The organism is Rathayibacter sp. AY1B4, assembly GCF_002932815.1.
GTDB lineage: Bacteria > Actinomycetota > Actinomycetes > Actinomycetales > Microbacteriaceae > Rathayibacter.
This window is the reverse complement of sequence record NZ_PSWN01000012.1, coordinates 82,495-99,187: the sequence shown is the minus strand read 5'-3', so window position 1 is coordinate 99,187 and position 16,693 is coordinate 82,495. Positions and strand designations below refer to the sequence as shown.

Below are 16,693 nucleotides of genomic sequence, written 5' to 3'. Positions count from 1 at the left end.
GATCAGGCGGGGACCGCCGTCCGCGCGAGCAGCTCGGCGATGCGACCGGTGCAGCCGCCGCAGCCCGTGCCGGCGCGGGTCGCCCGCCCGACGCAGGCGACCGTCCCGTGTCCCGCCGCAGCCGCATCGGTGATCACCGCCGCCGTCACGCCGTTGCACCAGCAGACCGTGGCATCGGGGGCGAACGGATCGCCGGTCGCCGCGGCACCCGCATCCGGGGCGTCCAGACGCAGGAGGCTCGACCGGTCCGCCGGCAGCTCCGAGCCCCGCTCGAAGAGGAGGCTGAGCTCGGCGCCGACCCGGGGCAGACCCACCGAGACGAACCCGCGCAGCACTCCTCCCGCGGTCACGAGCTTGGCGTAGCCCCCGCGGGCGGGGTCAGCCCATAGCGTCACTTCGAGGTGCTCCTCGCCCGGGCGGTGCGGGTCCCACGGCTCCGGGGCCACGTCGCCTCCTGCCACGAGGTCGACGCCCTCGGCCTTCAGCATCACGACCGCCGGTCGGGCGTCGGGGACGCGCTCCTCGCCGCAGCGGCCCTCCGCCTCCGCCCGGATCCGCGCTGCGAGCCGGTCCGCCTGCTCCCATCCCGGACCGATCAGTCCGCTCGGTCCGCCGGGCACGCGGCCGTCGGGCAGGGCCGAGCCGCGGGGGGCGACGTGCGCGCAGTCGCCGATCGCGAAGACGTCCGGGTCGCTCCAGCTGCGCAGCTGCTCATCGACCAGGATCCCGGTCGAGACGGCGAGCTCCGCGCCCGCGGCCAGCTCGACCCGCGCACCGACACCGCACGAGAGCACCAGCAGATCCCCCTCGATCTGCTTGCCGTCAGCGCAGACGAGCGCCTGGAAGTGCGCACGGCCGCGGTCGTCGTGCGCGAGCAGGACGCTCTCGGACCGGGCGTGCGCCACCATCTCGACGCCGGCCGCGCGGGCGGCCGCGGCCAGCATCCGGCCCCCGCCCGTGTCGAGATTGCGGGCCATCGGGATGTCGCCGTGGAAGACGACCACCACCTGCGCGCCCTGCTCGGCGGCGGCGAGGGCGAACTCGATCCCGAGCACTCCCGCCCCGAGCACGACGAGGCGCGCGCCGGAGCGCACGGACTCGCGGACCACCCGGGCGTCGGCCAGGTCGCGCAGCGCCACCACCCGCTCCGGGAGGGGCCGGGAGCCCGCGTCGAGCGACTCCGGATCGGCGGCGCGCACCGTCCGCTCACGTCGGGCCCGCTCCATCCCGGCGAGGGTCGGCACGTTCGCCCGGGCGCCGGTCGCCAGGACGAGGCGGTCGTAGGGGAGGCGCTCGCCGTCGTGCAGCCGCACGACGTTCCGCGCGCGGTCGATCCCCACGACGGCCGCTCCCAGGCACAGGACGACGCCCGCCGCCTCCGCCGCCGTCCGGTCGCCGAGGTCGAGGCGCTCGCGGGTCGCCCGGCCGACGGCGTACTCCGCGAGCAGGACACGGTTGTAGGGGTCGTCGCCCTCGGCGCCGACGACCGTCAGCGCGACCAGACCGGCCCGCACGGCCGGCAGCAGCTCCTCGACGAAGCGCGAGCCGACGGGGCCGTAGCCGATCAGGACGATCCGCTCGGGAGGTGTCTCAGGCATGTGCCGTCCCTTCCGCGCGGACCCAGACCCGCGTGCGCTTGAACTCGGGCATCGACGACACCGGGTCCACGACGGCCTCGGTGAGGAGGTTCGCGCACTGCTCACCCGCGTAGTGGAAGGGCAGGAACACCGTGTCGTGGCGGATGTCCGCGGTGACGCTCGCGCGGGCGCGGACCACGCCGCGCGCGTTCCCGATCGCCACAGGTGCTCCGTCGCGGACGCCGAGCCGGGAGGCGGTCGCCGGGTGGATCTCGAGCCGAGCCTCCGGGCGGGCCGCATCGAGCTCCGCGACCCGCCGGGTCTGGGTGCCCGACTGGTACTGCTGGAGGTAGCGGCCGGTCACCAGGGTCAGCTCCTCGCCGCGGTCCACGACGACGGGGACGGCGGGGATGACGGCGACCAGGCGCGCCCGGCCGTCGGGGTGCCCGAAGCGCTCAGCGAAGAGGCGCGGCGTCCCCGTGCCGCCCGCTGGGTAGGGCCAGTGGGCGGCGATCCCGGTGTCGAGCAGGGCGTGCGAGAGGCCGGAGTAGTCGGCCACGCCTCCCGCGGACGCGCGGGCCAGCTCGTCGAACACCTCCGAGGGGACCGCCGACCAGCTCGAGGGGGCGTCGAGACGGCGCGCCAGCTCGCTCATGATCCAGAGCTCGCTGCGCACTCCTGCCGGCGGGTCGATCGCCCGGCGGCGGCGGAGCACCCGGCCCTCGAGCGAGGTCATCGTGCCCTCCTCCTCCGCCCACTGCGGCACCGGGAGCACCACATCGGCCAGCGCGGCGGTCTCGGAGAGGAAGAAGTCGCAGACGACCAGCGTGTCCAGGGCCTCGAGCCCGGCGCGGACGGCGTCGGCGTCCGGAGCCGAGACGACCACGTTGGAGCCGTGCACCAGCAGGCAGTGCACGGAGCGTCCGAGCTCGGCGAGCAGGGCGGTGGCGGGCAGGCCCGGGCCGGGGATCGATTCGGGCGTCACGTCCCAGACGGCGGCGACGTGGCGCCGCGCCTCCGGATCGCGGATGGAGCGGTACCCCGGGAGCTGATCGGCCTTCTGGCCGTGCTCGCGTCCGCCCTGGCCGTTGCCCTGACCGGTGAGCGTGCCGTACCCCGACCCCTCGCGGCCCACCAGGCCGAGCACGAGAGCGAGGTTGATCGCGGCGGTCGCGGTGTCGGTGCCGTCGACGTGCTGCTCGACCCCGCGGCCGGTCAGCACGAACGACCGCCCCGCGGCGAGCCGGCGCGCGAGGGAGCGGAGGAGCGTGGTCGGCACGCCCGTGACCGCGGACGTGCGCTCCGGCCACCACGCCGAGACGCTGCGGCGCACCGCCTCGGCGCCGGTCGTGCGCGCGGCGAGGTAGGCGGTGTCGGCGAGGCCCTCGGCGAAGACCAGGTGGATCAGCCCGAGCAGGAGCGGCAGATCCGTCCCGGGAGCGGGCTGCAGATGCGTGCCGGCGCCGTCCTCCGTCAGCCGCGCGGTGGCCGAGCGGCGCGGGTCGACGACCACCAGGCCGCCCCGCGAGCGGGCACCGGCGAAGTGGGCGAGAAGCGGCGGCATCGTCGCGGCGACGTTCGAGCCCAGGAGCAGGATCGTGTCGGCGTCGTCGAGGTCGGACACCGGGAACGGCAGTCCGCGATCGACGCCGAAGGCGCGGTTGCCGGCCGCCGCGGCCGAGGACATGCAGAAGCGGCCGTTGTAGTCGATCCGGGAGGTGCCGAGAGCGATCCGAGCGAACTTCCCGAGCTGGTAGGCCTTCTCGTTGGTGAGGCCCCCGCCGCCGAAGACGGCCACCGCGTCGGCGCCGTGCCGCTCCCGGACGCCGCGCACCGCCCCGGCGACCGCGTCGAGCGCCTCCTCCCACGACGCCTCCGCGAGGACGCCGTCGGCGCCGCGCAGCAGCGGGGAGACCAGGCGCTGTCCGCTCGTCAGCAGCTCGGCGGAGGTCCAGCCCTTGGCGCAGAGCCCGCCCCGGTTCGTCGGGAACTCCCTCCCCTCGACCGCCACGGGTACGGGGCCCGCCGCGGGTGTCAGCGTCATCGCGCACTGCAGGGCGCAGTACGGGCAGTGGGAGTCGGTCGGGGCGGGGGCGCTCATCGTCAGATCCGGGTCCCCGTCTTCGCGGCGAGGCGGAGGTAGACGCCGGCCGTGATCGCGAGCATCACCGCGTAGGCGCCGACGAACCAGCCCAGCGCCGTGGTGTAGTCGCCGAACTCGGTCTTGGAGAAGCCGAGCAGCTGGGGGATCACGAAGCCGCCGTACGCGCCGATCGCCGAGATCAGGCCGAGCGCCGCGGCGGACGTGCGCTGGGCGCCGATGCCGTCGTCGCCGCGCTGGCGGGCGCGGAGGGCGAACACCGTGGGGATCATGCGGTAGGTCGCGCCGTTGCCGATGCCGGCCGCCGAGAAGAGCACGAGGAAGCAGGCGAGGAAGAGCCAGAAGCTGCCGAGCGGCAGTGTCGCGATCACGCCGAGGATCCCGGCGCCCATGGCGACGAAGGCGAGGACCGTGACAGGCGCTCCGCCGAAGCGGTCGGCCAGACGGCCGCCGGAGGGGCGGGACAGCGAGCCCACCAGGGAGCCGAGGAACGCGAGGCCGACCGTCGCCGAGCCGACGGCGAAGCCGGAGAACTCGGGGAAGGTGTCGGCGATGAGCTTCGGGAACACGCCGGCGAATCCGATGAAGGACCCGAAAGTGCCGATGTAGAGCACAGCCAGCAGCCAGAGGTGCGGCTCGCGGAGCGCGGCGAGGGAGGCGGCGACGTCGGACTTCGCGGTCGAGAGGTTGTCCATGCGCTTGGCGGCGCCGATCATCGCCACGACGATCAGGGGGACCCAGAGGAAGCCGGCGATCGGCAGGTTCAGCGTGGCCGCGGCGCCGACGGTGATCGCGATCGGCACGACGAGCTGCGCGACGGAGGCGCCCAGGTTGCCGCCCGCGGCGTTGAGCCCCAGAGCCCAGCCCTTCTGCGCGTGCGGGTAGAAGAAGGTGATGTTCGCCATCGAGCTGGCGAAGTTGCCGCCGCCGAAGCCGGCGAGCGCGGCCACCAGGAGCATGACGCCGAACGGGGTCTCCGGATTCGAGACCGCGATGCCGAGTCCGACGCTCGGGATCAGCAGGAGGCCCGCCGACACGATCGTCCAGTTGCGGCCGCCGAAGCGGGGGACCATGAACGTGTACGGGATCCGCAGGGTGGCGCCGACGAGGCTCGGCATCGAGATGAGCCAGAAGATCTGCCCGGTGTCGAAGGCGAACCCGGCCGCCGGCAGCGAGACGACGACGACCGACCAGAGCTGCCAGACGACGAAGCCGAGGAACTCGGCGAAGATCGACCACCTCAGATTGCGAGCGGCGACGGAGCGTCCCTCCGCCTCCCACTGGGCGGGGTCCTCGGGGTTCCAGCCGTCGATCCAGCGGCCCGGCCGTCGGATGATGCCGGTGGATGTGGCGGCGGTCGTGGGGACGGTGGTCGGGGGTGCAGCAGTCATCGTGGTCCTCCGGAGGGTGGGCGGCGCGCGCGAGGGCGCGCTCGGGACGGGGAGGTGGAGCGGTGGTGGTGCGGGGAGGAGGCGTCAGGCGTTGCGCCCGAACAGCTCCGAGACGATGTCGACCAGCTCGCGGGCGGGCGGATCGACGGCGGTGAGGAGGGGAGCGGAGGCGAGGTCGGCCCCCGCGGAGGCGGCCAGGCCGGCGAAGTAGCCGGGCGCGAGCAGGTAGGTGGCGACCACGACGCGCGCGCCGGGGTGGGCGGCGCGCTCGGCGGCGACCGCCTCCGCGACCCGCGGCTCGGCGGCCGAGATGAACGAGGTGCTCACCTCGCGGCCGAGCTCGGCGGCGAGGAGGCGGCCGGTGGTCCAGCAGTCCGCGACGGCACCGGCGTCGCTCGAGCCGGCGGCGGCGAGCACGACGCGGTCGCCGTCGTCGAGCCCTGCCTCGTGGAGCCGGCGGGCGAGCACGCGCGCCAGGCGGGGATCGGGTCCGAGCGCGCCCGAGACCCGCACCGGCCGCTCCGCCTCCGCCGCGGCCTCGGCGAGGTCGACGTGCACGTGGTAGCCGGCCGAGAGCAGCAGCGGCACGACCACCGCCGGCCGGCCCGGCTCGAGAGAGCCCAGGGTCGCGGGGACGTCGGGCTGCTGCACGTCGACGAAGGAGTCGAGCACGTCCAGCGCCGGGTTGGCCCGGCGGACCGCCTCGACCAGCGCGGCGACGGCACGCCTCCCGTCGTCGTCGGAGGTCCCGTGGGACGCGGCGACCAGAGCGGTCCGCTGGGCGACCTCGATCGTGCCGTCGCTCTCGCGCACCTGCCAGGTGGCGAGGTGCAGCTCCGCTCGTGTGAAGCAGGCGCCGGTCTCGAGGTCGAAGACGTCCTTGTGCAGGGGGGAGGCGATCGTGGGCCGCTGCACCCCGTCGACCAGACGCGAGCCGACGATGCCGCGCGAGAGCACGGCCGCGCCGGTCGCGGGGTCGAGGTTCGAGACGGCCCGCACCCGCCGGTCGGGCAGGAGGAACAGGGCGAGCTGCACACCGCCGACCAGGGCGGCCTCGCCCCAGAGCGGCTCGAGGTCGCCGACGGCGCAGACCGGCACCCAGGTGGTGGCGGTCGCGGGGGCGAGCCGATCGAGGAGGGTCATCGCTGCGCCTTCTTCCTGCGGGTGGGCCACCGCATCCGGTCGGACGCGATGAGGCAACGGTAGGGATCGCGCGTTTCGTGCGAGCACGCCTCCGGTGTCACGGGCGTAACGAAGCCCTCACGGCCTGCGGCGCTCGCCGAGAGGCGCGCGTCACACGCTGTTACACCGGGGCAACGGCGGGGAAACGGGCCGTCCCTACGGTGGACGTCATGACTCCTGGAGCGAACCCCGCCGCCCGGCCCCGACGTGTGCTCGTCGTCGGAGCGGGACCCGCCGCGCACCGCCTGGTCGACGCGCTCGTCGCCCGGGCCGGCGACCAGGCGCTGGAGATCACCGTCCTCGGCGAGGAGGTGCACCGTCCCTACGACCGCGTCGCACTCTCGAAGCGCCTCGACGGCGAGCACGACCTGACTCTCGGCGACGGCGCTCTGTGGGAGTCGGCGCGGCTGATCACCTCCTCCCGTGTCGTCGCGATCGATCCCGACCGCCTGCGCGTCGAGCTCGCGGACGGCCGCTCCCTCGAGGGCGACGAGATCGTCCTGGCGACGGGCTCCACCGCCACGGTCCCGCCGATCGAGGGCGCCGAGCACGGCCGCGTCTACCGCACGCTCGAGGACGTGGACGGGCTCGTCGCCGAGCTCGCCGCGTTCCGCGCCCGGCGCGGCCGCCCCGCGATCGTGGTCGTGGTCGGCGGCGGTCTGCTCGGCCTCGAGGCGGCGGGAGGCGCGCACCGGCTCGGTGCGCGCACCGCCCTCGTCCACTCCGGCCGCTGGCTGATGAGCGCGCAGCTCGACGAGGGCGCCGGGCAGGCCCTCGGCCGCATCATCTCGGCGCAGGGGATCGCGCTGCACCTCGGCAACCGGCCCACCGCGATCCTCACCTCGCCGACAGGGACGGTGCTCGGCGTCGCGCTGACCGACGGCAGCAGCATCAGCGCCGATCTCGTGGTCTTCTCCATCGGGATCACGGCGCGCGACGAGCTCGCCCGAGCGGCCGGGATCGAGGTCGCACCGCGCGGAGGTGTGGTCGTCGACGAGGCCTGCCGCACCAGCCGGGCGGGAGTCTGGGCCATCGGCGAGGTCGCCGCGATCGACGGCCGCACCGTCGGGCTCGTCGCACCCGCCAACGCGATGGCGGAGGTTGTCGCCGACCGGATCCTCGGCGGCGACGCGACCTTCCCGGGGGTCGACGACGCCACCAAGCTCAAGCTCTCGGGCGTGGAGGTCGCCAGCTTCGGCGACGCCCTCGGCACCACGGAGGGAGCGCTCGAGGTCGTCTACGCCGATCCGGCCCGCGGTCTCTACCAGAAGGTCGTCGTCTCGGACGATGCGCGCACGCTGCTCGGCGGGATGTTCGTCGGCGACGCGGGCCCCTACTCCTCCCTCCGCCCGCTGCTGGGGCGCGAGCTGCCGGCCGAGCCCGGCGCCTACCTCGCGGCGGCGGGGGCGGAGGCGCCCTCGGGCGACCTTCCGGACGACGCCCAGGTCTGCTCGTGCAACAACGTCTCGGTCGGCGAGGTCCGTCACGCGATCGGCGAGGGGTGCACCGAGCTGGGGCCGCTCAAGGCCTGCACCCGCGCGGGCACCCAGTGCGGATCGTGCGTGCCCCTGGTGAAGAAGCTGCTCGACACGGAGCTGATCCGTGCGGGCGTCGAGGTCTCCCGCGCCCTCTGCGAGCACGTGGCGCTCAGCCGCAGCGAGCTGTTCGAGTCGGTCCGCATCCTCGGGCTGCACTCGGCCGAGCAGGTGATGGAGCGCTTCGGCTCCGGGCTGGGCTGCGACGTCTGCAAGCCGGTGATCGCCTCCGTCCTCGCCACCCAGACGAACGCCTACATCCTCGACGGCGGCCAGGCGCCGCTGCAGGACACCAACGACCGCGCCCTGGCCAACATGCAGAAGGACGGCACCTACTCCGTCGTCCCGCGGATCCCCGGGGGCGAGATCACGCCGGCGAAGCTCAAGGTGATCGCCGAGGTCGCCGAGCAGTACGGCCTCTACACGAAGATCACCGGCGGGCAGCGGATCGACATGTTCGGCGCCCGCCTCGAGCAGCTGCCCGAGATCTGGCGCCTCCTCGTCGACGCCGGCTTCGAGTCGGGTCAGGCGTACGGCAAGTCGCTGCGCACGGTCAAGTCGTGCGTCGGATCGACCTGGTGCCGCTTCGGAGTCCAGGACGCGGTCGGGATGGCGGTCTTCCTCGAGGAGCGGTACCGGGGTCTCCGCTCGCCGCACAAGTTCAAGCTAGGGGTCAGCGGCTGCGCCCGCGAGTGCGCCGAGGCGCGGGGGAAGGACATCGGCGTCATCGCGAGCGACCTCGGCTGGAACCTCTACGTCGGCGGCAACGGCGGCTACCAGCCGGCGCACGCCCAGCTGCTCGCGCAGGACCTCGACGACGAGACCCTGGTGCGCTACATCGACCGCTACGTCATGTACTACGTGCGGACGGCCGAGCGGCTCCAGCGGACCGCACGCTGGCAGGAGGAGCTCCCCGGCGGACTCGAGCACGTGCGCGAGGTGGTCTGCGAGGACTCGCTCGGCATCGCCGCCGAGCTGGAGGCCGCCATGGCCACGCACGTCGACACCTACGTCGACGAGTGGGCGGCGACCCTCGCCGATCCCGACCGGCTCCGCCGCTTCCGCTCCTTCGTGAACGCCCCGGACACCGCGGATCCGCGCGTCGCGACCGTGCGCGAGCGCGGGCAGGTCCGGCCCGCCGGCCGGGACGAGAGACCGGACGGACCCGTGCTGGTCGCGGGGCCGAGGATCCCCGTCGGTCCTGCCGGGATCGGATCGGACTCGTGATGCAGCTCTCCCTCGACCTCGCCGGACGCCGCGTGCTCGTGATCGGCACCGCCTCCGGGACCCGCCGCGTGCTCGCCCGCTACCGAGCCGCCGGCGCACTCGTCGAGCGGCACGAGGCGGAGGACGCGCTCACCCCGGCGCCCCCGGCCCTGATCGTGTGGGTGGAGGGGCCGGCGCCGCTCCGAGCAGCGGCGGCCGAGCTCTGCCCCTGGATCCTCGACGAGGCCCCCGCGCCGACCCGGCCGGTCGGGCACGTCAGCATCGTCGGCGGCGGCCCCGGCGATCCGGATCTGATGACCCTCGCCGCCCGCCGCGCCCTCCGCGACGCGGACGTGGTGCTCTACGACCGGCTCGGTCCGCACGAGGGCCTGGCCGAGTGGGCGCCCGGCGCCGAGCTGATCGACGTCGGCAAGACGCCGGGTCATCATGCGGTGCCGCAGCACGAGATCGAGCGGCTGATGATCGAGCGGGCCCTCGCGGGTCTGGACGTCGTGCGCCTGAAGGGCGGCGATCCGTTCGTGTTCGGCCGCGGGTCGGAGGAGGTGCGCGCGTGCCGGCTCGCCGGCGTCGGCTCCACGGTCGTCCCCGGAGTGACCAGCGCGATCTCGGTGCCCGCCGCCGCCGGGATCCCGGTCACCCACCGCGAGGTCAGCAGGGCCTTCACCGTGGTCTCGGGCCATGCGCCGTTCAGCGAGCAGGAGCTCGGCCATCTGGCCGGGCTGGGCGGGACGATCGTGGTGCTGATGGGCGTGAACACCCTCCCGCACCTCGTCGCCGGGCTGCAGCGCGCGGGGATGCGCGCCGACACGCCCCTCGCGATCGTCGAGCGGGGCTGGTCGCGCGACCAGCGCACGACGGTCTCGTCGGTCGGCGGAGTGCTCGGCCTGCTCGCCGAGCTGGCACCGCGCTCGCCCGCCGTGATCGTCATAGGCGAGGTGGTCCGGCAGGCCGCGTGCCATGATGCGGGGGACCCCGAGAGCATCGCCCGAGCGGTCGATGCACTGACCGCGTGAGACCCCGAGGGGACCGAGCATGACCGGCACCGATCCCGACGCCGCCGTGGGGTTCCGACCCGACCAGCTGGACGGCTTCCGCATCGGGGTCACCTCCGACCGCCGCTCCGAGGACCTGATCGCCGCGTTCGAGCGCCGCGGTGCCGCCGTCACGCACGCCCCCACCATCCGCATGCGGGGCGTCGACACCGAGGGCGCGCTCGAGGAGGAGACCCGCGCCATCGTCGCCGCCCGTCCCGACGTGCTCCTCGCCACCACCTCCTACGGCCTGCGGCGCTGGCTCGAGGCCGCGGACGCCGCGGGGATCGAGCTGGCCGACGCGCTGTCCTCCGCGCGGATCCTCGTCCGCGGACCCAAGGCGCGCGGAGCGATCCGTGCGGCGGGTCTCGACGACCACGGGATGAGCGAGCGCGAGACGACCACCTCCCTCGTCGACCTGGCTCTGCGCGAGGGCGTCGCCGGCCGCACGATCGCGGTGCAGCTGCACGGATTCACCGACCCGGCTCAGCTGCAGCGTCTCCGCGACGCCGGCGCCCGGGTGCTCACGGCCGCGCCCTACCGCTGGAGCGTGCACGAGGACTCCGCCCGGGTGCTGCGGCTGATCGACGCGGTCTGCGGAGGGGGCATCGACGCCGTCACCTTCACCAGCGCGCCGGCGGTGGAGGCGCTCTTCACGGTCGCGGAGGCCGCGGGCCGCCTCGACGACCTCCAGGCGGCCTTCCGCGAGACGGTGGTCGCCGCCGCCGTGGGCCCCGTGACCGCAGCACCCCTGGTCGAGGCAGGGATCCTCCCGGTCGTGCCGGACCGGTTCCGGATGGGCGCGCTCATCCGCCTGACCTGCGAGCACCTCGAGCAGGCGTCGCCCCGCATCGAGACGGCCTTCGGCACTCTCGAGCTCCGAGGCCGGCACGCCGTCCTGGCCGGGACCCGGGTGGCGCTGACCCCGGTCGCGCTCGCGGTGTTCCGGACTCTCGTCGCCGCCGAGGGCGCGACCGTCGCGCGTCACGTCCTCGCGGCCTCCGCGCCGGAGGCTCTCGACGACCACGCGGTCGACGTCGCCGTCAGCCGCCTCCGTCAGGCCCTCCCCGAACCGCGGCTCGTGGCGACGGTGATCAAGCGCGGCTACCGGCTCGCGACCCCGCTCTGAGCGGCGGCGCGGTGCCACACTGAGCGCGTGGGCAGGCTGAGGGTCGTCGTCGCGCCCGACTCCTTCAAGGGGTCGGCGAGCGCGGTCGAGGTCGCACGGGCGATCGCCGAGGGCTGGAGCGCTGCGCGCGCGGGAGACGAGATCGTCCTCGCGCCGATGGCCGACGGGGGAGAGGGCACGGTCGAGGCTTTCGCGCTCGCGGTCCCGGGGTCGCAGCGGCTGCCGGTGGTCGTGCCCGGCCCGGACGACCGGCCGGTCCGCGCCTGGTGGCTGCTGCTCCCCGACGGGACAGCCGTCGTCGAGCTCGCCTCCACGAGCGGCATCACGCTGCTCGACCCGCTCCGACCGCTCACCGCGCACACGCGCGGCTTCGGCCGCGCGATCGCCGCCGCCCTCGACGCGGGGGCGCACGCCCTGCTGCTGGCGATCGGCGGCAGCGCCTCGACCGACGGCGGAGTCGGAGCGCTCCGCGAGCTCGGCGCGCGCTTCTCCACCGCCTCCGGCCGCGACCTCGGCGAGGGAGGCGGTGCGCTGCCCGCGCTCGCCGCCGCCGACCTCCGCGGGCTGCGTCCTCTGCCGCCCGGAGGTGCGGTCGTGCTCAGCGACGTCGCGACCCCGCTGCTCGGCGACTCCGGGGCGGCCCGCGTCTTCGGACCGCAGAAGGGGGCCGGCCCCGAGGACGTCCTCCTCCTCGAGAGCGGCCTCCGCCGTCTCGCTGCGCACCTGGACGCGGATCCCGATGCGCCGGGCTCCGGGGCGGCTGGCGGGACGGGCTTCGGGCTGCTCGCCTGGGGCGCGCGTACGACCTCCGGCGCCGGCGCCGTCGGACGGGCGATCGGGCTCCCGGCGCTCCTCGCGGGCGCGGACGTCGTCATCACGGGGGAGGGGCGCTTCGACGCGCAGTCCGCCGCCGGCAAGGTCCCGGTGCACGTCCTCGCGCTCGCCGAGGCGGCCGGGGCGCGGACGCTCCTCGTCGCCGGGGCGATCGCGGCGCCGACTCCCGGCTTCACCGCTGCGGTGTCGCTGACGGAGGCGGCGGGCTCCTCGTCCGCGGCCCTCGCGGACCCGTTCCCGCACCTGCGCGCCGTCGCCCGGGAGTGGGCCGCGCAGCTCCTCTGACCGTTCGCGGTGTCGGTGGTCGGGCGTACCGTCCGGGCATGCCCCGAGATGTGATCCGACCACCACATCTTGTGGTCGAGCCGCCGCGCGGACCCCACCGGTCGGGCATGCCGACACGCCGTGGCGCGTTGTACACAGTGAACGGGATCCTTCTGTCCACACCTGTGGATGGTTCGTCCGGATCCGCGTCCTTCCGCGGTTCCACGGGCTCCGGCCTGTGGATGAACGGGGGAGGAACCGGTGGATAACTACACGGCTGTAACTACTACGTCTAGTGGGCTGACACCGGCCCGCCCCCTATATGTAGTATTGCTGAGCAGGTCGGAGCGAGAGCCCCACCGGCACCCAGAACTCACCCGGACCACCCTCCGACCCCGCCCGCATCGCGAGCCGCCGGTCGGGGAGCGGCACCGGGACACCCCCTCCGAAAGGCGACACCCATGGCTGTGACGGTCTACACCAAGCCCTCCTGCGTCCAGTGCACCGCGACGTACCGCGCCCTCGACAGCAAGGGCATCGACTACGAGGTGTTCGACCTCTCCGTGGACGAGAAGGCCCTCGAGGCCGTCAAGGCCCTCGGCTACCTCCAGGCGCCGGTCGTCATCACGGACGACGACCACTGGTCCGGCTTCCGCCCCGACAAGATCGCGACCCTCTGAGGCGCACGGACGACGATCCGCAGCGTCGTCGGCGGGCGCCGTAGCGCCGCTGCGGCTTCCTCCTCCGCCTCGCGGCTCACCACGCAGCCGCCTCGGAGGCGGGACCGAGAACAGCAGCTGACGGGGAGAGGGGCCGAAGGATGAGCGGGCTCGTGTACTTCTCCAGCAGCTCGGGGAACACGCACCGGTTCATCGAGAAGCTCGGACGGCCGGCGCAGCGCATCCCGCTCCACGCCCGCCGCGACGGAGCCGCCCTCGACACGCTCCACGTCCACGAGCCGTACGTGCTCGTCCTCCCCACCTACGGCGGCGGCAACGGCGGGGGAGCGGTCCCCAAGCAGGTCATCCGGTTCCTCAACGATCCGTGCAACCGCTCCCTGATCCGCGGCGTCATCGGCGCCGGCAACACGAACTTCGGCGAGGCGTACTGCCTCGCCGGCGACATCATCGCCCGCAAGTGCGAGGTGCCGCACCTCTATCGATTCGAAGTATTCGGAACACCCGACGACGTCCGCGCCGTCGACGAAGGATTGGACACGTTTTGGACGCAGCAGTGATCGACGCTCCCCGCGACGCCGCACAGATGGACTACCACTCGCTCAACGCGATGCTGAACCTCTACGGCCCGAACGGAGAGATCCAGTTCGACAAGGACCGCGAGGCCGCTCGCGAGTTCTTCCTGCAGCACGTCAACCAGAACACGGTGTTCTTCCACACGCTCAAGGAGCGCCTCGACTACCTGGTCGAGAAGGAGTACTACGAGCAGGCCGTGCTCGACCAGTACTCGTTCGAGTTCATCCAGCAGCTCAACGACCTGGCGTACTCGAAGAAGTTCCGCTTCGCGACCTTCCTCGGCGCGTTCAAGTACTACACCTCGTACACGCTCAAGACGTTCGACGGGAAGCGCTACCTCGAGCGCTTCGAGGACCGCGTCGTGATGACCGCCCTCGGCCTCGCCCAGGGCGACGAGACGCTCGCGACCGCCCTCGTCGAGGAGATCGTCGCCGGCCGCTTCCAGCCGGCGACCCCGACCTTCCTCAACACCGGCAAGGCACAGCGCGGCGAGCTCGTCTCCTGCTTCCTGCTGCGCATCGAGGACAACATGGAGTCGATCGCCCGCGGCATCAACTCCGCGCTCCAGCTCTCCAAGCGCGGCGGCGGCGTCGCCCTCTCGCTCTCGAACATCCGCGAGGCCGGCGCCCCGATCAAGCAGATCGAGAACCAGTCCTCGGGCATCATCCCCGTGATGAAGCTCCTCGAGGACAGCTTCAGCTACGCCAACCAGCTCGGCGCGCGCCAGGGCGCGGGAGCGGTGTACCTCTCGGCGCACCACCCCGACATCCTCCGCTTCCTCGACACCAAGCGCGAGAACGCCGACGAGAAGATCCGCATCAAGACGCTCTCCCTCGGCGTCGTCGTGCCCGACATCACGTTCGAGCTCGCGAAGAACAACGAGGACATGTACCTCTTCTCGCCCTACGACGTCGAGCGCGTCTACGGCATCCCCTTCGGCGACATCTCCCTCTCGGAGAAGTACCGCGAGATGGTCGACGACCCGCGCATCAAGAAGACCAAGATCTCGGCGCGCGAGTTCTTCCAGACCATCGCCGAGATCCAGTTCGAGTCGGGCTACCCCTACATCGTGTTCGAGGACACGGTGAACCAGGCGAACCCGATCAAGGGCCGCATCAACATGTCCAACCTCTGCTCCGAGATCCTCCAGGTCAACACTCCGACGACCTACAACGAGGACCTCTCCTACGCGCAGATCGGCAAGGACATCTCCTGCAACCTCGGATCGCTGAACATCGCGCTGACGATGGACTCGCCCGACTTCGGCCGCACCATCGAGACCGCTATCCGCGGCCTCACCTCGGTGTCCGACCAGTCGCACATCACCTCGGTCCGCTCGATCGAGGACGGCAACGACAACTCGCACGCCATCGGCCTCGGACAGATGAACCTGCACGGCTACCTCGCCCGCGAGCGGATCCACTACGGATCCGAGGAGGGCATCGACTTCACCAACATCTACTTCTACTCGGTGCTGTTCCACGCCCTGCGCGCCTCCAACAACCTCTCCATCGAGCGCGGCACCACCTTCGAGGGCTTCGCCGACTCGAAGTACGCCTCGGGCGAGTTCTTCGACACCTACACCGAGAAGGAGTGGGCGCCGGCCACCGAGCGCGTCTCCCGCCTCTTCGCCGACTCGGGCATCGCGGTCCCCACCCAGGACGACTGGCGTGCGCTCAAAGCCTCGGTCATGGAGCACGGCATCTACAACCAGAACCTGCAGGCCGTCCCGCCGACCGGCTCGATCTCGTACATCAACAACTCGACGTCCTCGATCCACCCGATCGCGTCGAAGATCGAGATCCGCAAGGAGGGCAAGCTCGGCCGTGTCTACTACCCGGCGCCGTTCATGACGAACGACAACCTGGAGTACTACCAGGACGCGTACGAGATCGGCTACGAGAAGATCATCGACACCTACGCCGCGGCCACGCAGCACGTCGACCAGGGCCTCTCGCTCACGCTCTTCTTCAAGGACACGGCGACCACCCGCGACGTCAACCGCGCCCAGATCTACGCCTGGCGCAAGGGCATCAAGACGATCTACTACATCCGCATCCGTCAGCTGGCGCTCGAGGGCACCGAGCTCGACCAGTGCGTCTCGTGCATGCTCTAGAGCACGCAGCCCCACCCCCCTCCGCACGACCCATCCGCAGCAGCGAGAAGGAATCATGACTCCCCCCGAGAAGCTCAAGCTCGTCGACTCCGTCCAGGCGATCAACTGGAACCGGATCCAGGACGACAAGGACGTCGAGGTGTGGAACCGCCTCACGAGCAACTTCTGGCTGCCCGAGAAGGTCCCGCTGTCGAACGACATCCAGTCGTGGAACACGCTCACGCACCAGGAGCAGCAGCTCACCATGCGCGTGTTCACCGGGCTCACCCTGCTCGACACCGTGCAGGGCACCGTCGGCGCCGTCTCGCTCATCCCGGACGCGATCACTCCTCACGAGGAGGCCGTCTACACGAACATCGCGTTCATGGAGTCGGTCCACGCCAAGTCGTACTCCTCGGTGTTCTCGACCCTGTCGAACACCCAGGACATCGACGAGGCCTTCCGCTGGTCGATGGAGAACCCGAACCTGCAGAAGAAGGCGTCCATCGTGATGGACTACTACCGCGGCGACGACCCGCTGAAGCGGAAGGTCGCCTCCACGCTGCTGGAGTCGTTCCTCTTCTACTCGGGCTTCTACCTGCCGATGTACTGGTCCTCGCGCGCCAAGCTCACCAACACGGCCGACCTCGTGCGCCTGATCATCCGCGACGAGGCCGTGCACGGCTACTACATCGGCTACAAGTTCCAGAAGGGACTCGAGCGGGTCGACCAGGCCAAGCGCGACGAGATCAAGGACTACACGTTCTCGCTGCTCTACGAGCTCTACGACAACGAGGCGCAGTACACGCAGGACCTCTACGACCAGCTCGGCCTGACCGAGGACGTCAAGAAGTTCCTGCACTACAACGCCAACAAGGCGCTGATGAACCTCGGCTACGAGCCGATGTTCCCCAAGCAGGTCACCGATGTGAACCCCGCGATCCTGTCGGCCCTCTCGCCCAACGCGGACGAGAACCACGACTTCTTCTCGGGCTCCGGCTCCTCCTACGTGATCGGCAAGGCCGTGAACACCGAGGACGAGGACTGGGACTTCTGAGCGCCAGCATCATCTCT

General features: G+C 72.3%; 12 protein-coding genes. 8 read left to right on the top strand and 4 right to left on the bottom strand.

The window, feature by feature from the left end; genetic code table 11:
• Positions 1–2: 2 nt before the first annotated feature.
• The 4 genes from C5D66_RS10145 to nirD all read right to left on the bottom strand — a co-directional run bounded on the left by C5D66_RS10145 (position 3) and on the right by nirD (position 6,212).
• Positions 3–1,598 carry an NAD(P)/FAD-dependent oxidoreductase gene (locus C5D66_RS10145; protein ID WP_104256352.1) on the bottom strand — a complete coding sequence of 532 codons (1,596 nt, stop codon included), beginning with the start codon at positions 1,596–1,598 and terminating at the stop codon, positions 3–5.
• Positions 1,591–3,678, bottom strand: a complete 2,088-nt coding sequence (locus tag C5D66_RS10140) for a molybdopterin oxidoreductase family protein (RefSeq protein WP_104256351.1) — start codon at positions 3,676–3,678, stop codon at positions 1,591–1,593. The genes C5D66_RS10145 and C5D66_RS10140 overlap by 8 nt, the downstream gene beginning before the upstream one ends.
• A 2-nt stretch (positions 3,679–3,680) precedes the next feature.
• The gene (locus C5D66_RS10135; RefSeq protein ID WP_104224352.1) at positions 3,681–5,069 is read right to left on the bottom strand and encodes an MFS transporter; all 1,389 of its coding nucleotides are present in this window, start codon (positions 5,067–5,069) and stop codon (positions 3,681–3,683) included.
• 84 nt (positions 5,070–5,153) lie between these two features.
• Positions 5,154–6,212 carry a nitrite reductase small subunit NirD gene (gene nirD / locus C5D66_RS17605; RefSeq protein WP_104256350.1) on the bottom strand — a complete coding sequence of 353 codons (1,059 nt, stop codon included), beginning with the start codon at positions 6,210–6,212 and terminating at the stop codon, positions 5,154–5,156.
• Positions 6,213–6,421: 209 nt separating this feature from the next.
• Here nirD and nirB point away from each other — a divergent pair, with 209 nt between their 5' ends.
• The 8 genes from nirB to nrdF all read left to right on the top strand — a co-directional run bounded on the left by nirB (position 6,422) and on the right by nrdF (position 16,676).
• Positions 6,422–9,013 (top strand): nitrite reductase large subunit NirB, encoded by a 2,592-nt coding sequence (gene nirB / locus C5D66_RS10125; protein ID WP_104256349.1) that lies wholly within the window; start codon positions 6,422–6,424, stop codon positions 9,011–9,013.
• Positions 9,013–10,026: a uroporphyrinogen-III C-methyltransferase gene (gene cobA / locus C5D66_RS10120; RefSeq protein ID WP_104256363.1), complete on the top strand. Its 1,014-nt coding sequence runs from the start codon at positions 9,013–9,015 to the stop codon at positions 10,024–10,026. Before nirB ends, cobA begins: the two co-directional genes overlap by 1 nt.
• A gap of 19 nt (positions 10,027–10,045) precedes the next feature.
• Positions 10,046–11,173 (top strand): uroporphyrinogen-III synthase, encoded by a 1,128-nt coding sequence (locus C5D66_RS10115; RefSeq protein ID WP_104256348.1) that lies wholly within the window; start codon positions 10,046–10,048, stop codon positions 11,171–11,173.
• Positions 11,174–11,209: 36 nt separating this feature from the next.
• Positions 11,210–12,292 carry a glycerate kinase gene (locus C5D66_RS10110; RefSeq protein WP_219814251.1) on the top strand — a complete coding sequence of 361 codons (1,083 nt, stop codon included), beginning with the start codon at positions 11,210–11,212 and terminating at the stop codon, positions 12,290–12,292.
• A gap of 440 nt (positions 12,293–12,732) precedes the next feature.
• Positions 12,733–12,951: a glutaredoxin-like protein NrdH gene (gene nrdH, locus C5D66_RS10105; RefSeq protein WP_068255139.1), complete on the top strand. Its 219-nt coding sequence runs from the start codon at positions 12,733–12,735 to the stop codon at positions 12,949–12,951.
• A gap of 140 nt (positions 12,952–13,091) precedes the next feature.
• On the top strand, positions 13,092–13,508 hold the full coding sequence (gene nrdI, locus C5D66_RS10100) for a class Ib ribonucleoside-diphosphate reductase assembly flavoprotein NrdI (RefSeq protein ID WP_104224357.1): 417 nt from the start codon (positions 13,092–13,094) through the stop codon (positions 13,506–13,508).
• 26 nt (positions 13,509–13,534) lie between these two features.
• The gene (gene nrdE / locus C5D66_RS10095; protein WP_104256362.1) at positions 13,535–15,640 is read left to right on the top strand and encodes a class 1b ribonucleoside-diphosphate reductase subunit alpha; all 2,106 of its coding nucleotides are present in this window, start codon (positions 13,535–13,537) and stop codon (positions 15,638–15,640) included.
• 55 nt (positions 15,641–15,695) lie between these two features.
• Positions 15,696–16,676 (top strand): class 1b ribonucleoside-diphosphate reductase subunit beta, encoded by a 981-nt coding sequence (gene nrdF, locus C5D66_RS10090; RefSeq protein WP_104224358.1) that lies wholly within the window; start codon positions 15,696–15,698, stop codon positions 16,674–16,676.
• The last annotated feature ends 17 nt before the right edge of the window (positions 16,677–16,693 follow it).